Annotated in this window: 16 protein-coding genes; 12 read left to right on the forward strand and 4 right to left on the reverse strand. The window is 56.2% G+C overall.

Annotated features, from left to right (window positions below; translation table 11 throughout):
- Positions 1 to 25: 25 nt before the first annotated feature.
- The 3 genes from DUD43_RS08245 (at position 26) to DUD43_RS08255 (ending at position 3,687) form a co-directional block, all read left to right on the forward strand.
- A complete protein-coding gene (locus DUD43_RS08245) occupies positions 26 to 1,054 on the forward strand; it encodes a methionine synthase (protein WP_042479886.1) in 1,029 nt (342 codons plus the stop codon).
- 252 nt (positions 1,055 to 1,306) lie between these two features.
- Positions 1,307 to 1,954, forward strand: coding sequence for a TetR/AcrR family transcriptional regulator (locus DUD43_RS08250; protein WP_125304252.1), 648 nt, complete (start codon positions 1,307 to 1,309; stop codon positions 1,952 to 1,954).
- Between the two features lie 20 nt (positions 1,955 to 1,974).
- Positions 1,975 to 3,687: an acyl-CoA dehydrogenase family protein gene (locus tag DUD43_RS08255; protein ID WP_153229898.1), complete on the forward strand. Its 1,713-nt coding sequence runs from the start codon at positions 1,975 to 1,977 to the stop codon at positions 3,685 to 3,687.
- A 107-nt stretch (positions 3,688 to 3,794) separates the two neighbouring features.
- Here the strand turns inward: DUD43_RS08255 and DUD43_RS08260 are convergent, their stop codons facing one another.
- Positions 3,795 to 4,160, reverse strand: coding sequence for a VOC family protein (locus DUD43_RS08260; protein ID WP_153229899.1), 366 nt, complete (start codon positions 4,158 to 4,160; stop codon positions 3,795 to 3,797).
- A 71-nt stretch (positions 4,161 to 4,231) separates the two neighbouring features.
- On the opposite strand from DUD43_RS08260, the gene DUD43_RS08265 reads away from it, so the two are divergent.
- From DUD43_RS08265 to hisI, 8 genes are all read left to right on the forward strand, one after another.
- A complete protein-coding gene (locus DUD43_RS08265; RefSeq protein WP_153229900.1) occupies positions 4,232 to 4,933 on the forward strand; it encodes a helix-turn-helix transcriptional regulator in 702 nt (233 codons plus the stop codon).
- Between the two features lie 277 nt (positions 4,934 to 5,210).
- On the forward strand, positions 5,211 to 6,428 hold the full coding sequence (gene zigA / locus DUD43_RS08270) for a zinc metallochaperone GTPase ZigA (RefSeq protein ID WP_194273465.1): 1,218 nt from the start codon (positions 5,211 to 5,213) through the stop codon (positions 6,426 to 6,428).
- Positions 6,429 to 6,491: 63 nt separating this feature from the next.
- Positions 6,492 to 7,433, forward strand: coding sequence for a GTP cyclohydrolase FolE2 (gene folE2, locus DUD43_RS08275; RefSeq protein WP_153229902.1), 942 nt, complete (start codon positions 6,492 to 6,494; stop codon positions 7,431 to 7,433).
- 130 nt (positions 7,434 to 7,563) lie between these two features.
- Positions 7,564 to 7,839: a membrane protein insertion efficiency factor YidD gene (yidD, locus tag DUD43_RS08280; protein ID WP_153229903.1), complete on the forward strand. Its 276-nt coding sequence runs from the start codon at positions 7,564 to 7,566 to the stop codon at positions 7,837 to 7,839.
- Entirely contained in the window at positions 7,736 to 8,290 is a 555-nt protein-coding gene (locus DUD43_RS08285; RefSeq protein WP_228125941.1) for a SufE family protein, read from the forward strand. The genes yidD and DUD43_RS08285 overlap by 104 nt, the downstream gene beginning before the upstream one ends.
- Positions 8,291 to 8,331: 41 nt before the next feature.
- Entirely contained in the window at positions 8,332 to 9,681 is a 1,350-nt protein-coding gene (locus DUD43_RS08290) for a dihydroorotase (RefSeq protein WP_153231581.1), read from the forward strand.
- A gap of 25 nt (positions 9,682 to 9,706) precedes the next feature.
- Positions 9,707 to 10,165: a ferric iron uptake transcriptional regulator gene (gene fur, locus DUD43_RS08295; RefSeq protein ID WP_153229905.1), complete on the forward strand. Its 459-nt coding sequence runs from the start codon at positions 9,707 to 9,709 to the stop codon at positions 10,163 to 10,165.
- 40 nt (positions 10,166 to 10,205) lie between these two features.
- A complete protein-coding gene (hisI, locus tag DUD43_RS08300) occupies positions 10,206 to 10,670 on the forward strand; it encodes a phosphoribosyl-AMP cyclohydrolase (protein WP_153229906.1) in 465 nt (154 codons plus the stop codon).
- A gap of 67 nt (positions 10,671 to 10,737) precedes the next feature.
- Here the strand turns inward: hisI and DUD43_RS08305 are convergent, their stop codons facing one another.
- Positions 10,738 to 11,619, reverse strand: a complete 882-nt coding sequence (locus DUD43_RS08305; protein WP_153229907.1) for a LysR substrate-binding domain-containing protein — start codon at positions 11,617 to 11,619, stop codon at positions 10,738 to 10,740.
- A 171-nt stretch (positions 11,620 to 11,790) separates the two neighbouring features.
- On the opposite strand from DUD43_RS08305, the gene DUD43_RS08310 reads away from it, so the two are divergent.
- Entirely contained in the window at positions 11,791 to 13,344 is a 1,554-nt protein-coding gene (locus DUD43_RS08310; RefSeq protein ID WP_153229908.1) for an MFS transporter, read from the forward strand.
- A gap of 77 nt (positions 13,345 to 13,421) precedes the next feature.
- Here the strand turns inward: DUD43_RS08310 and DUD43_RS08315 are convergent, their stop codons facing one another.
- Positions 13,422 to 14,942 carry a tripartite tricarboxylate transporter permease gene (locus DUD43_RS08315; protein ID WP_153229909.1) on the reverse strand — a complete coding sequence of 507 codons (1,521 nt, stop codon included), beginning with the start codon at positions 14,940 to 14,942 and terminating at the stop codon, positions 13,422 to 13,424.
- Positions 14,943 to 14,945: 3 nt separating this feature from the next.
- Positions 14,946 to 15,395: a tripartite tricarboxylate transporter TctB family protein gene (locus DUD43_RS08320; RefSeq protein ID WP_026482781.1), complete on the reverse strand. Its 450-nt coding sequence runs from the start codon at positions 15,393 to 15,395 to the stop codon at positions 14,946 to 14,948.
- Between the last annotated feature and the right edge of the window lie 130 nt (positions 15,396 to 15,525).

Raw genomic sequence — 15,525 nt, forward strand, 5'->3', positions numbered from 1 at the left:
ATCAAAAACAACAAGGTTATTTATTATGAAAAAATTGCTACCCACCTCCACCGCTGGCAGTTTGCCTAAACCCTCCTGGCTTGCTGAACCCGAGAAACTTTGGTCGCCCTGGAGACTGGAGGGTGAGGACCTGGTCGAAGGCAAGAAAGATGCACTGCGCTTGTCCTTGCAAGAACAATTGCATGCCGGTATCGACCTGATTAGCGACGGCGAACAAACCCGCCAGCACTTTGTCACCACCTTCATCGAGCATCTGGAAGGTGTGGATTTTGAAAAGCGCGAGACCGTGCGTATTCGTGACCGTTACGATGCCAGCGTGCCAACCGTTGTGGGTGCCGTGACTCGTCCCAAATCCGTGTTTGTGGATGATGCCAAATTCTTGCGTCAGCAAACTTCGCAGCCGATCAAATGGGCGCTGCCAGGCCCCATGACCATGATCGATACGCTGTACGACAACCACTACAAGAGCCGTGAAAAACTGGCTTGGGAATTTGCCAAGATCCTGAACCAGGAAGCCAAAGAGCTGGAAGCCGCAGGCGTGGATATCATCCAGTTTGACGAGCCTGCTTTCAACGTGTTCTTTGACGAAGTGAACGACTGGGGTATTGCTACTCTGGAACGTGCCATCGAAGGTCTGAAGTGCGAAACCGCCGTGCACATCTGCTACGGCTACGGCATCAAGGCCAACACGGACTGGAAAAAGACTCTGGGTTCGGAATGGCGTCAGTATGAAGAGTCCTTCCCGAAACTGCAGCAATCCAAGATCGACATCATTTCCCTGGAATGCCAGAACTCCCACGTTCCCATGGATTTGATCGAACTGATCCGTGGCAAGAAAGTGATGGTTGGCGCCATTGATGTGGCCACCAACGTGATTGAAACTGCCGACGAAGTGGCTAACACCCTGCGCAAGGCACTGAAGTTTGTGGACGCTGACAAGCTGTACCCCTCCACCAACTGCGGTATGGCACCTTTGCCACGCGCAGTAGCTCGCGGCAAGCTGCACGCCCTGAGCGCCGGTGCTGAAATCGTTCGTAAGGAACTGTCGGCCTGATAGGCTTGATGCCTGCGCGCTAGCGAGTTCAGACTGCCCCCAGAAAACAGTATTGATGGCTTTGCCATCGCTGTTGCTGGGGGCAGTTTTATTGGGGGTTGCTGATTTTGTCGCTGCAAATAACAGATGCTCCCAAGCCGCCTGCAAGGCCAGTAGGCGAGTCTTCTGAGACCTCTGGCTAAAGAAATTCTTGTCCACCACAAAGAAATGAACTAGGATTCACTCATGTAATGAATCAGAGTTCACTTCTTTATGGCCTACCGTCAAACCCCCGCCGTTGAAGCCCGTCTGCAAGACAATCGCAGCCGTATCCTGGAAGCCGCTCGCGCTTTGGTCAGTGAAGGTGGCTGGCAGGAAGCACAGGTGGCCAGTGTGGCAGCCGCTGCTGGTATTGCCACCGGGACGGTCTATCGTTACTTCCCCTCCAAGGCCGAACTGTTTGCAGAAGTCCTGTCGCTGGTGTCCCAGCGTGAGGTGGATGTGCTCACGGACATTGCGCAGGCGGATGGTTCTTCCATGCTGCGCCTGCATGCCGCTGTCTCCACGTTCGTGAAACGCGCCATGCGTAATCCTCGCTTGGCCTATGCCTTGATCGCAGAGCCTTGCGACAAGGAAATCGACGCGGCTCGTTTGGTGTATCGCGCCGCGATCAGCCAGGTCATTCACTCCCTTGTTTCCACAGGTCAGGACGCGCAGGAAATGCGCCAGGATGTGCAGCCCGATATTGCGGCTACCGTCATTGTGGGTGGTTTCATGGAAGGGTTGATTGGCCCGCTTTCTCCTTTAAGCCGTCAGCAGCACGATGGCACGGACAGTTACCAGCGCCAAGTGGCCGCGCTGGCCGACCAGATTGCCCAGATGGCGTGCGCCAGTGTGGCAGTCCCTTCTGCCACGTCTTAGAAAAAAGTTCGGAGACAAATATGAACCAGCCGCTTTCCCCCAGCATTTTGAATGTGCCCGAGGACCGTTACAGCACGCATCAGGTTTTGAATCAGGCTTTGCCTGCCAGTGGTTTCAATGCTTTTACGGGCGATCAGGTTTTACGTGACGCCATCAGCCGTGAAGCCCCTTGGGCCGCATCGCGTTGCCAGGCCTTGGGGGCGGTGGCCGGTGATGAGAATGTGCAGGAACTGGCCCGTTTGGCGAACCGTCATATCCCTGAGCTTAAAACGCACGATCGCTTTGGCAACCGGATTGATTGGCTGGAATTTCACCCCAGCTGGCATGAGTTGATGGGTCTGGCCTGGCAGCATGAGGTGCCCAATTTAAGCTGGCGTACCCAAGAGAAACACGGCCACTTCGCCCGCGCTGTCTTGTCCTATTTGTGGAATCAGGTGGAGCACGGTACGGGCTGCCCGACCGGCATGGCTTATGCGGCTTATGCCGGTTTCGAGGCCGAGCCTGCGTTGGCGATCTGGGCAGACAAGCTCAAAGGGACACGCTATGAATACAGTCGTCGCGAAGTGGGGGACAAGCCCTCGGTGGTGATTGGTTATGCGATGACAGAAAAGCAGGGCGGCTCAGATCTGCGCGAGACGCAGACGACCGCACGCTTCTCCCACAGCGCGGATTATCACGGTGCCACAGCACATTGGTATGAGCTGACAGGCCATAAGTGGTTTTGTTCGGTGCCACAGTCCGATGGTTTTTTTACGCTGGCTAAAGTCAATGGCGGTGTCACGTGTTTCTTCTTGCCCCGTACCTTGCCGGACGGCAGCTATAACCGCTTTTTTGTGCAACGCCTGAAGGACAAGGCGGGCAATCGCTCCAACGCGTCCAGCGAAGTGGAATATGCCGGCACACTGGCGATTCGGGTGGGGGAGGAAGGGCGCGGTATTCGGGAAATCCTGTCGCACTCGCATTTGACGCGCCTGGATTTTGCGATTGGCTCCGCAGGTTTGATGCGGCAGGCGCTGACTTTGGCTCTGCGTCACACTACATCACGCAAGGCTTTTGGAACCTCCATTGCCGACCGGCCCATGATGAGCAATGTGCTGGCGGATATGGCGGTAGAAGTGGAAGCGGCAACTTTGATGTCCTTGCGAGTCGCCAAGGCCACTGATCTGATGCAAAGCAGTGAACATGAAAAGCTGTTGGCTCGGGTGGCCACGCCTGCGGCTAAATACTTCAATTGCTCGCGCGCGCCCTCTATTGCGAACGAGGCTTTGCAGTGTCATGGCGGTAATGGTTTTATCGAAGAAAACCCCATGGCTCGTGTGTATCGAGAGGCCCCTTTGAACAGCGTGTGGGAAGGGACGGCCAATATGATGTGCATGGATGTGCGGCGCGCCATGATCAGGGACCCGCGCACGGTAGAGGCGGTTTTCAATGAACTCAAACCCTTGGCCGGGCAGGATAAGCGCTTCGATGCTTGGGTGCAGCATACCGAGCGTCTGGTGAGAGCGGCGATCGAGGACGAGTTTCTGGCCCGCCCCATGACCGAAGCCGTCGCCCGCGTCTTGCAGGCGGCCGAGCTGCTGCGCTATAGCTCTCAAGAGGTGGCGGATGTGTTTTTAAGTACGCGCAGTTCCGGAGAGCTTGGAGCTTGGGGGGCGCATTACGGCACTTTGGGAATGGCAACGTCCTCCTCAGTTGCGCAGAAAATCATGCGTAGGGCGATGGTCACAGATTGATCTTTGTTGTTTGCACAGCCCGGAGTGAGCAGGGGCTATCTGGATCACGTCCTGGATAGCCCTTGTTGCTGGTGCCGGGTGCCTTTGCAGGCGCGGCAGCTTCAGTCTTACGCTGCTGTGCAGACCCTGAGTCGGTGCCCATCGGGGTCCAGAGCAACAAATGTGCGCCCAAATACGGCTGTCATGGGTTCCTGTTCTATGTGGATACCTGCCGTCACCCAGGTTTGATACAGCTGATCGACAGCCGCATCATCATCCACTAAAAAAGAGAGCTCGGAGCGATGCCCAGTTCCGGATGATACAAAGCTGGCTGCCTGGGTAGACCATAAACCCAGGGTCAGCCCCTTGTTCAATTCAAAGGCGACATAGGTGGGGAAGGATTCAGCAGGCACTTTTTGCAGCAGCTTTTCATAGAAGAGGCGGCTGGCCGCGGGGTCCTGGACATAGAGCAGCAAAAGGTTTGGGTGATTCATGATCGCTCCAAGAAGTTTATTGAGCAGATCATTATGGGTGACCATACTGCCAAAAAATGGCAGTATCTGGCATGGCCCGAGCAGAACGACTTCTTTCCCTTTTACAAGTGCTACGCCGACACAAGCGTCCGGTGAGTGGGGCGAGGCTGGCTCAAGAGCTGGGTATCAGTATTCGGACGCTGTATAGGGATATGGCTTCTTTGCAGGCACAAGGTGCTGATATAGAAGGGGAACCTGGCGTGGGCTATGTGCTACGCCCCAGTTTCATGCTGCCACCCTTGATGTTTTCTCAAGCGGAGTTGGAGGCCTTGATACTGGGCTTTCGCTGGGTAGAAAAGTTTGCGGATGAACCGCTGACCAAAGCGGCTGGCGATGCCATGGCCAAGATCTCGGCGGTCTTGCCGGATAACTTGAGAGACAGCCTGGAGAGCACCGCTTTACGGGTTGGACCCAGAGTGATTCAGGATGCCGAGCTTGTTGATCTTGGCATTGCGCGTACAGCGATTCGTTTGCAGCGCAAGCTGCGCATCACTTATATAGACGGGGCAGGCCAGGAATCGGAGAGAGTGATCTGGCCCTTTTCCTTGGGTTACTTTCAGCACTTTCGGATTCTGGTGGGCTGGTGCGAATTGAAAGGGGATTTCCGGCATTTCCGGACGGACAGGATAAGGGACTTGGTCAGTCTGGAGGAACCTTATCCTCGGCATCGGGCTGATTTGTTCAAGCAATGGCGCGCTACGCAAACAGAGCTAAGCTACGTGCCTGACGCCTGACGCCTGACGCCTGACGCCTGACACCCAACAGACAACAGACAACAGACAACAGACAACAGACAACAGACAACAGACAACAGACAACAGACAACAGACAACAGCCGATTCCCGCGACGTTGCGCTGTGAGAACTCGTTTCTCCGTCCTGATCTTCAAGCCCTCCTTGCAAGAGGGTTTTTTCTCGGCCAATTATTGTTATGTTATAACATCTCAAAATTAGCGAGATGTCCTGTACAAGGAACCGCCCATTGATGCTCTAAGGACGAAGAGAAATGACGATGAACCCCGATAACACGCCGGTCGATCCCGCGGCCCGAATTCCCGTAACGGTTTTGTCCGGTTTTCTGGGGGCGGGCAAGACGACTTTGCTGAATCACATCCTGAACAATCGTGAAGGCCGCCGCGTCGCGGTCATCGTGAACGATATGAGTGAGGTCAATATTGATGCTGCTCTGGTTCGCGACGGCGGTGCTGAACTATCGCGCACGGATGAAAAGCTGGTGGAAATGAGCAACGGCTGTATTTGCTGCACCTTGCGCGAGGACTTGCTGCTGGAGGTCGACCGTCTGGCCAAGGAAGGGCGGTTTGATCAACTGGTGATTGAGTCCACCGGCATTTCAGAGCCACTACCCGTAGCTGAAACCTTCACCTTTGAAGGCGAGGATGGCCGTTGCCTGGGTGAAGTCGCCCGCTTGGACACCATGGTTACGGTGGTGGATGCCTTTAACTTTCTGCGCGACTACAGCTCGCAAGACAGCATTCAGTCCCGTGGTGAATCCCTGGGTGAAGAAGACGCGCGTACCGTTGTGGACCTGTTGATTGAGCAGATCGAGTTCTGTGATGTGCTGGTTCTGAACAAGATTGACTTGATCAATGAACCAGAGCGTGAACGTCTGATGGCGATTCTGAACAGTCTTAATCCCCGCGCTCGTATTGAAACGGCCGAATTCGGCAAGGTGCCCTTGGACCGAGTACTCAACACCGGCTTGTTTGACTTTGAAGAAGCCTCCAGAGCCTCCGGCTGGCTGCAGGAATTGCGTGGCACTCACACGCCGGAAACGGAGGAGTACGGCATAGGCAACTTTGTTTACCGCGCCCGCCGTCCGTTCCATCCGCAGCGTTTTCTGGAATTGGTTGAAAGCGAATGGCCGGGCGTGGTGCGCTCCAAAGGCTTTTTCTGGTTGGCGAACTTTCCGACTCTGGCGGGTTCCTGGTCACAGGCTGGCGCGGTGGCTCGTTATCACGTAGCGGGTTACTGGTGGGCTTCCATGCCGCCCGAGCGTTGGCCGGAAGACCCTGAGGCGGTAGCCCTGATCAAGGAAAAATGGGATGAGCGAGTCGGGGACGCGCGTCAGGAGCTGGTTCTGATTGGTATGGATATGAACGAGGCCGCATTGCGCGCCCGTTTCGATGCCTGCCTGTTAAGCGATGAAGAAATGGCCAGCGGCCCCAGCACCTGGACAACATGGACGAATCCGTTTTCAGACTGGCCTTGATGGAATTGAGGTCTTGCCAAGTCCCTGTCGGCCTGGGCAAGACCTTTTGATTGGATCTTGAGTATGACTGTTGTACTTCCCGACCCGGCTCTGAACGATTCCAGCTATGGCCTGACTCCGCTGTCCTGGGTAGGTATGGAGGGGATCGATTTACCCATTACCGTGGTCGAACCGGGTTATATGCGCCAACTTCATGCGCGTGTGGATGCCCAGGTTGATTTGCCGCTGGCGCATGTGAAAGGGATACACATGTCCCGGCTGTACCGCTTGTTGAATGAAGTCCCGCCAGAGCAAGCCTTGTCACCGTTGGAGTTGCGGCGTCTTTTGCAAAGCATGGTGGATAGCCAGGAGGACTGCGGTACGCGCAGTGCGCGCTTGGGCTTCAGCTTTGATTTACTGGTGCGACGGCCTGCCTTGGTGACGCAGGATCTGGCTGGCTGGAAGTCCTATCCCGTCGTGCTGGAAGCCAGGCTTGTGGACGCTACTTTTGTGTGCAAGGTGCAGGTTCAGATTGGCTATTCGTCGACCTGTCCTTGTTCGGCTGCGCTTGCTCGGCAGTTGATTGAACAGGGCTTTATGCAGGCCTTTGGAAAGCAGCCTGTCTTGCACGCTGATGAGGTCGCTGCCTGGCTGCACAAGCACGCTAGTCTGGCCACTGCCCATAGCCAGCGCAGTCAGGCTCTGGTTCAGGTTCAAGTATCGGAAGATAGCGAGAATTTCGGGTTTTTAGCCTTGATTGATCGTGTTGAAAAGGCACTGGCAACACCCTTGCAAACCGCCGTCAAACGAGCGGACGAGCAGGCCTTTGCGGCCTTGAATGGCCAGAACCTGATGTTTGTGGAGGACGCCGCGCGTCGTATAGAGGCGGCCTTGGTGGGCTATCAAAACTCTGGTATTCAGGTCCGCCATCTGGAGAGCTTGCATCCACATGACGCGGTGGCGTTCAAAGTTCCATTGTTGGACGCGACGCCTTTTTCAGGACTGAACGGGGGCGTGGCGTCATGAGTGTTTTAGACCTTACTGATCCTTGCCAAACACGGCTGCAAGGTCAAATTTGCTTGCTGCTGGAGCAGGCCAGCAAGATCAGAATCAGCCCGTCTGAGCTAGTGCTTCGCTCCCGTATTTCGGAGCTGCGATGAAAGCTTTTCTTGTCTCTGTCCTGGTCCTGTTGGTTCGCGGCTATCAACTTTTTATCAGCCCATTGCTGGGGCCACGCTGCCGCTTTTATCCGACTTGTTCTCAGTATGCGATTCAGGCTTTGCGAACGCATGGCCCCTTCAAAGGAACTTGGCTGGCTGCACGGCGTATTGTCCGTTGCCACCCCTGGCATCCGGGTGGGCACGACCCTGTTCCGGCTCTTGGCGATCAGGGCCGCCAAACGCCCAAGCGTTCAGGAGATGACCGTGGATAAGGGAGCTGCACAAGAGCCCATAGCCCAAGCCCAGCAATCCATTGTGGACAGCTTCCAGTGCCTGGGTAACTGGATGGCGCGCTACGAATATCTGATTGACCTGGGACGCTCCTTGCCGGACTTCCCGGACAAATGGCGTACGGAGGCGAACCGTTTGCACGGCTGTCAGGCACAAGTCTGGATGGTCTCTGAATTGCATGATCACAGGCTGTTTTTTCAGGCCCGTAGTGATTCCGCCATCGTCACAGGTTTGTTGGCTTTATTGATGAAGGTGTATTCGGGGCGTTTGCCTGAAGAAATCCTGTCCCATCCCCCCGACTTTTTACGGGCAATTGAACTGGAGCAGCACTTGTCACCGAATCGCGCCAATGGCCTGTTTCACATGATGGAGCGGATTCGTTTGATGGCACAAGACGCTCTGGATGCAGAAGCTGCAAAGGCAAAACCATGACGCCAGAAATCCCGAAGATCCCTATCTCCCAGATTACAGAAATGGGTAAGCAACATGATCTGCGCCATGCTGATTTGCTGCTCTGCGGCGGCACGGTAATCACATCGAACGGGCCCGAGCGTATCGACATCGCCTGTGTGCAAGGTCGGATTGTTGCTCTTGGAGATTTGCGGCCCGGCTGGAGTGCAGACTGTGTGCTGGACTTGAGCGGTCTGCACGTATTGCCAGGGGTGATCGACAGCCAGGTGCATTTCCGAGAGCCAGGGCTGGAGCACAAGGAGAATCTGGAAGCGGGTACACGGGGTGCGGTCCTGGGCGGGGTGACTGCGGTTTTCGAGATGCCCAACACCCACCCCTTGACCTTGGGAGCCGCCGATTTGCAAGCCAAGCTGGATGCAGCCCAAGGCCGCAGCTGGTGTGATCACGCCTTTTATATCGGTGGCTCGGCCTTGAATGCCGAGTCTTTGCAGGAATTGGAGCAACTTCCAGGTTGCGCAGGCATCAAGGTCTTTATGGGCAGCTCCTTTGGAGACCTATTAGCGGATGAGGACGAAGTTCTGCGCCGCATCTTGCGTCATGGCTGCAGACGGCTGGCGGTACATGCAGAGGACGAGGCCAGGCTGCGTGAACGCAAACATATCGCTCTGGATAGTGGCGACGTGCGCCAACATCCGGTTTGGCGTGATGTGGAAAGTGCCTTGAAGGCCACCCAACGCATTGTTCGTCTGGCAGCAGAGGTGAATCGCCGTTTGCATGTGCTGCATGTGTCCACCGCAGAGGAAATGCAGTTTCTGGCCGCACACAAACAGCGCGTGACAGTAGAAGTGACCCCGCATCATCTAAGCCTGCAAGCCCCGGAATGCTATGAGCGTCTGGGCAGTCTGGCGCAAATGAATCCGCCAGTGCGCGAGCAAGTTCATCAGGATGCGCTGTGGCAGGCGATCCGCTCGGGTGTAGTGGATGTCATCGGCAGCGATCATGCGCCCCATACCTTGCTGGAAAAATCCCAAGCCTATCCCGCTTCACCCAGCGGCATGACCGGCGTGCAAACCTTGCTGCCCGTGATGTTGAACCATGTCCATGCAGGCCGCTTGAGCCTGCAACGGCTGGTGGACTTGACCAGTGCCGGGCCTGCCCGGATTTTTGGTCTGGAAGGCAAGGGACGCATTGCTGTGGGCTTTGATGCGGATTTCAGCATCGTGGATTTGAAGGCGCGCCGCCGCATCCGCAATGACTGGATTGCCAGCGTAAGCGGCTGGTCCCCCTACGACGGTATGCCGGTTGTGGGCTGGCCGATTCACACCATTGTGCGCGGCCATTGTGTGGTTCGTGATGAAGCCTTGGCAGGGCAAGCACAAGGCAGGCCGCTGAGTTTTCTGGAAGTCCCTTAGCCGCCAATTCAGCAAGGAGTGCGTCATGACGGATTCAAAAGAGCTTAAAGAGCGTGGCCTGAAGGTGACCACTGCCCGTATCCAGATTCTTGAGATTTTTCAGGCTCCTGGCATTCGTCATTTGACGGCGGACGATGTGTATCGCCAGTTGATCCGGCAAGGTAGCGAAATTGGCCTGGCGACTGTCTACCGCGTGCTGACTCAGCTGCAACAGGCAGGTTTGTTAAAGCAGGTTTATTTTGAATCCGGCCGGGCGCTCTATGAGCTGGACGATGGCGAACACCATGATCACCTGATCTGCTCGGACTGCGGGCGTGTGCAGGAATTTCAGGACAAGGCGATCGAGCAAGGACAAAAAGCGATTGCTCAAGAGCGGGGTTTTCAGATTCTGGAACATAGCCATGTGCTGTATGGACGTTGCCTGAAACCCGATTGCGAATATCGCCCGGAACCCATGATGACAAGGAGAAAACGTGAAGACTGAAGCACAAGACACAAGGTCTGCAGCAAACGCGACGGTGCAAATGAGCCGCCGAATCTCGGTAGAGCAAGTGGAGGAGGGCCATGAGTTGGCCCCCAAGTTTGACGAGCATGGCCTGATTGCCTGCATCACGACAGACGCTAACAATGGCGAGGTCTTGATGTTGGGTTACATGAACCGGGAAGCCCTGGAAAAAACCATACAGACAGGTGAAGCCCATTACTGGAGCCGCTCGCGTCAAATGCTCTGGCATAAAGGTGCCAGCAGCGGACTGGTGCAGGCGGTAGAGGAAATGCGTATCGACGACGACCAGGACGCCGTGTGGCTACGTGTGCGAGTAGCCGGTTCCGGGGCCAGTTGCCACGTAGGCTATTACTCCTGTTTCTACAGACAGGTGCCGGTTGGTGCCGAGCATAGTAAGGGTCAGGATCTGGTCTTTGTGGAGTCCGCCAAGACCTTTGATCCCAAGGACGTGTATGGGAATGTGCCCAATCCCACCGTGCTTTAAAGGGGGCTCATGCGGGTGGGCCCGGGTGAGTTTCACGCTTGCCCCTGGTTGCCTGGGCCTGTGCTGATCAGGACTGCGCAGCCCCCGCCAGTCGGGTAGAACGATGCTCCCGATACGCGGCCGCCAAGGTCCTCAAGGCTTCCCGCGAGCGTTGATCCGTCAGCGTTGAATGCAGCACAATCCGGGAAGGGGGCAGGGCTGGCAGCCCCAGACGCTGGCCCACATCAATCGCATCTGGTGGTGCCAGGCGGCACGAAAATGCTGCCACCGCCAAACCCGCAGAGACCGCTGCCATCACGGCCGCATGGCCACCGCCTACAAATACTTCATTCCATTCAATCCCGGCAGTGGTTAACGCATGAGTCGCAATATCCCGCACGCCACAGCAGGGGGCTAGGGCGGCCAGTCGTAATGGCTTGCCCTCTTGCTGATGAAAGCAGGGCGCCGCAAACCAGGCGAAATGCTCAGGCCCCAGGTCCTCTCCATCACGACGATGATCCTCCTGGCGCACGATGACGGCATCCAGCTCGCCCTTGTCGAAATCCTCCAGCAAGCGATGCGAGCTTTCCAGGCGAACTTCAATCGTCAGGGCGGGGTCTCGTTCATTCAAGCGGGACAGCAAGGTAGGGACTTCCGGCCCGGCAACGTGCTGGGCAATCCCCAAACGAAAGCGGCGGCAATCGCAGAGCAAGGCGGCTCTGGCGCGGTCGTGCGCGGCAATGAATTCACGTGCGGGATTAATGAACACCGTGCCCTGGGCAGAGAGCCGCACCAGTCTGGGAGTGCGCTCGATCAGCTTGTAACCCAGGCGTTCTTCCAGACGTTTCAGCTTCACGCTGATAGCGCCTTGTGTGGTGCCCAAGGCTTCGGCGGCTTTGGTAAAGCTTTGGAACTCGGCAATGCTCACAAAAGCCTGTACGGATTCCACATCCAGAACGGGGCGGCTCATGATCTATTCATATTTGTTGTTTCTGATATGCCCAATCATAGCATTGATGAATGGCTGTCCCATCCCTACTATCTCTCCTGACTGAGCGGTGCTGAGCTTGTTGGCTTTGGCATCCGCGCCGTGGTTCGCCGGGACGGCGACGTGTATTGACGACTTTTTGGAAAGATAACGATGACTTCCTCTATCCCCTGTCAGGGCCGCTATGCCTTGGCCGCTGTGTGCTTGTCGGCCTTGATGCTGGGCCTGGAAATCTCCAGCGTGCCGCCGATTTTATCCACCATTGAACAGGTCATGGGGGCCAGCTTTCGGCAGCTGCAATGGGTGATGGCCGCCTACACCATTGCCATGACGACCATCCTGATGGGCGTGGGCACCTTGGCAGACCGCTATGGCCGCAAACGCATTTTTACGATCGGGATTGTGGCATTCGGGATCACCTCCCTGGTATGTGGCCTGACGGAAAGTGCTGCTGTTCTGATTGGCGCTCGTTTCCTGCAAGGCTTGAGCGCCGCCATGATGTTGATCTGTCAGATCGCGATTTTGTCGAACCAGTTTCGGGACGGACAACAGCGTGGCAAAGCCTTTGCCTGGTGGGGTGTGGTCTTTGGGGCCGGGCTGGGTTTTGGGCCGATTGTGGGTGGCCTGATTCTGTCTTTGGCCAGTTGGGAATGGGTGTTTTTGATTCACGCCGTGCTGGCGATCGTGACCTTGCTATTGGCAAGGGCGGGTGTGCAGGAGTCGCGTGATCCCCAGGCCAGTAGCCTGGACGTGGCGGGAATCACGACTTTGTCGCTGGCTGTATTTTGTCTGGTGCTCTTTGTGACCCAGGGCCCTGTGTTGGGATTTGCCAGTGTGCAGGCCTTGAGCATTATTGCCCTGTCCGTCCTGAGCCTGATCGCCTTTGTTTTCGCAGAACGCAGAAGTGCACGCCCCATGCTGGAGTTTTCCGTATTTCGCATCCGTCGTTTTTCGGGTGCACTGCTGGGTTCCATGGGAATGAATTTCAGCTTCTGGCCCTTCATCATCTATCTGCCTATCTACTTTCACGTGGGGCTAGGGTATGACAGCGTGCAGACCGGGGTGGCCTTGCTGGCCTATACCTTGCCCACTCTGTTTGTCCCACCCTTCGCAGAACGGCTGGCGCAGCGTTGGCAAGCGGGCGGAGTCATCACACTGGGTCTGTCCTTGATTGGTCTGGGTTTTGTGGTGATGAAGATAGGCAGTATTTCTGATCAACCGGGCTGGCTGATTTTGCCGGGTTGTGTGCTGGCCGGAATAGGTCTGGGCATGGCCAATACCACGACCACCAATGTGATCACCGCCTCGGTAACGGCTGAACGCGCCGGTATGGCTTCGGGAGCAGATACCAGTGCCCGCATGATCTCCTTGGCCTTCAATATCGCCGTGATGGGCTTTGTTTTGGTGCAAGGCATCATGAGCGATTTGCGTACTCGACTGGGTCTTTCTGCCGATAGTGAGCTGCGTTATCTGGCTGAAAAAGTGGCCTCTGGCGATGTCAGTGCTGTGTCGCAAAGCAGTGCCTTGCTGGTAAATGCAGCCGATCCTGTAGAGGCGGTGCATGCGGCCCTGATTGCCGGGTTTGGCTGGGTTATGGTGTACGGTGCGTTGAGTGCCTTTACCTTGGCGGTGTTAAGTCATTTGGTGTTTGGTTCCGCCAAGAAGAGTGCACAGGCGAACAGCAAGGCAAAGTGTGAGGCTGCCTGAGCTGGCTTTTTTTATGGAAGCTGCGGTAAACGCATTGCGTTTACCGCAGCTTCCCATGACGGGTTATCGCTAGAGTTTCAAGCCTTGGCCAAGGCTCCCAGCTTCTTCTGGCTGTTCGAACGCCAGAAGGAGTAGCTCAGTCCCAGCATCAGCAAGATGCAGGCAATGATAAAGACCATGCTGATCGGACGCTCCAGGAAGATCATTGGGTCACCACGGGACAGCAGAAGGGCGCGGCGGAAGTTTTCTTCTACCATCGGTCCCAAGACAAAGCCCAGCAGCAAGGGAGCCGCTTCAAAGCGCAGTCGCATGAAGAAGTAACCCAGCACACCAAACAGCAGCACGATGTTCACATCGAACAGGTTGTTGTTGGTGCTATAGACCCCCACGCACACAAAGAACAGGGCGGCGGGGTACAGGTACTTGAAAGGCACGGACAGCAGGCGCACCCACATGCCGATCAAGGGCAGGTTCAGCACCAGCAGCAGGATGTTGCCCACCCAGAAACTGGCGATCAGGCCCCAGAACATATCGGCGTGCTCGACCACCATTTGCGGGCCGGGCTGGATGCCGTGAATGATCAGCGCACCCAGCATCAAGGCCATGACCGGGTCGCCGGGAATACCCAGGCTCAGGGTAGGAATGAAGCTGGTTTGGGTAGAGGCACTGGTGGCGGCTTCGGGCGAAGCAATGCCTTCAATCGCACCACGTCCAAAACGCTCGGGGTTCTTGGCGACTTTCTTTTCCGTGGCGTAGGCAATGAAAGACGCAATGGTCGGGCCAGTGCCGGGCAGAATCCCGAAAGCTGCACCAATCGCAGTACCGCGCACCAAAGCACCGCGTGACTGCTTGATGTCGCCTTTTTCCGGACGCAGGGAGCGGGTGGAAACTTTACCAATGGTCTTGGTGTGGCCGCTATTGATCCGGTTGATGTTCTTCAGGAAGTCCGCAATACCGAACAGCCCCATGGCCAGCGCCACAATCTGCAAGCCGTCCTGCAGTTCCGGGATATTGAAGTCAAAGCGCGAGACACCACTGTTCACGTCCGTGCCGACCACACCAAAGATCAAGCCCATGACGACCATGGCCACGCCCTTGATGGCAGAACCTTTGGCCAGGGTGGCACCAGCCAGCAGGCCCAGCATCATCATGGAAAAGTATTCAGCCGGGCCGAACTTGAAGGCGATATCGACCAAAGCGGGCGAGAACAGAATCATGGCCAGAATGCCGATGGTGGCTCCAAAAAAGGAGGACAACATCAACATGAACAGGGCCGAGCCGGCCTTGCCGTTACGAGCCATGGGGTTGCCGTCCAGACACGCCACCGCGTGCGAGGCGGTACCGGGCAGGTTCAGCATGATGGAGGTAATACCGCCACCGTACTGGGAACCGTAGTAAATACCGGCCAGCATGATCAGGGCGGCGGTAGGGGTCATGGCGTAGGTCAGGGGCAGCAGGATGGAGATGGCTGCCAGCACACCCATGCCGGGCAGCACCCCGATCAGGTTCCCCATGAACACGCCAAACACGGCCCACATCAGGTTGTCCAGTTGAAAGGCAACGCTAAAGCCGTGCATCAGGTTAGATAGAATTTCCATGGCTTAGCCCCAAGTGAACAGGGGGAATTGCAGCTCCAGCCCCCAGGAGAAAATAACCACACCCAGCAGCGTCACAAAAATGGACAACAGCAGGGCAGTGAGCCAGGAATGTTCTTTGTCGCCCATGGCAGAGATGAATACCAGGGCAAAGGTGGCGGGAACCAGTCCGCCGTAGCGACCCAGAATAATGAAGGCGATGATGCCGCCCACAATCGCCATCCAGCCACGCCATTGCGGCGGGCCGTAGTCCTCTTCCTGCTCATCGTCGTGTGCGGCGGTCTCTACAAACAGGTACAGAGCGCCCAGCACAATCATCACGATGCCCAGCAGAAACGGGAAGTAGCCCGGTCCCATGCGGGCCATGGTGCCCAGGGAGTATTTCTGTCCCATCAGGACGGTAAATACGCCCACTCCCACCATCAGGCCGGCTGAATAATATTTTTGTCTGCTCATGAATCTCCTCATTCCCTTAAAGCAAGCATGATTTTTATAAACCCTGAAAAAGAGCGATTAAAAATGAGGCTAGCTTAGCGGAGCAGGAGATTGCTTAGGGTGACAGTTTCATTACCTTTTGGTCATGTTT

It is taken from the genome of Alcaligenes faecalis (assembly GCF_009497775.1).
Taxonomy (GTDB): domain Bacteria; phylum Pseudomonadota; class Gammaproteobacteria; order Burkholderiales; family Burkholderiaceae_B; genus Alcaligenes; species Alcaligenes faecalis_D.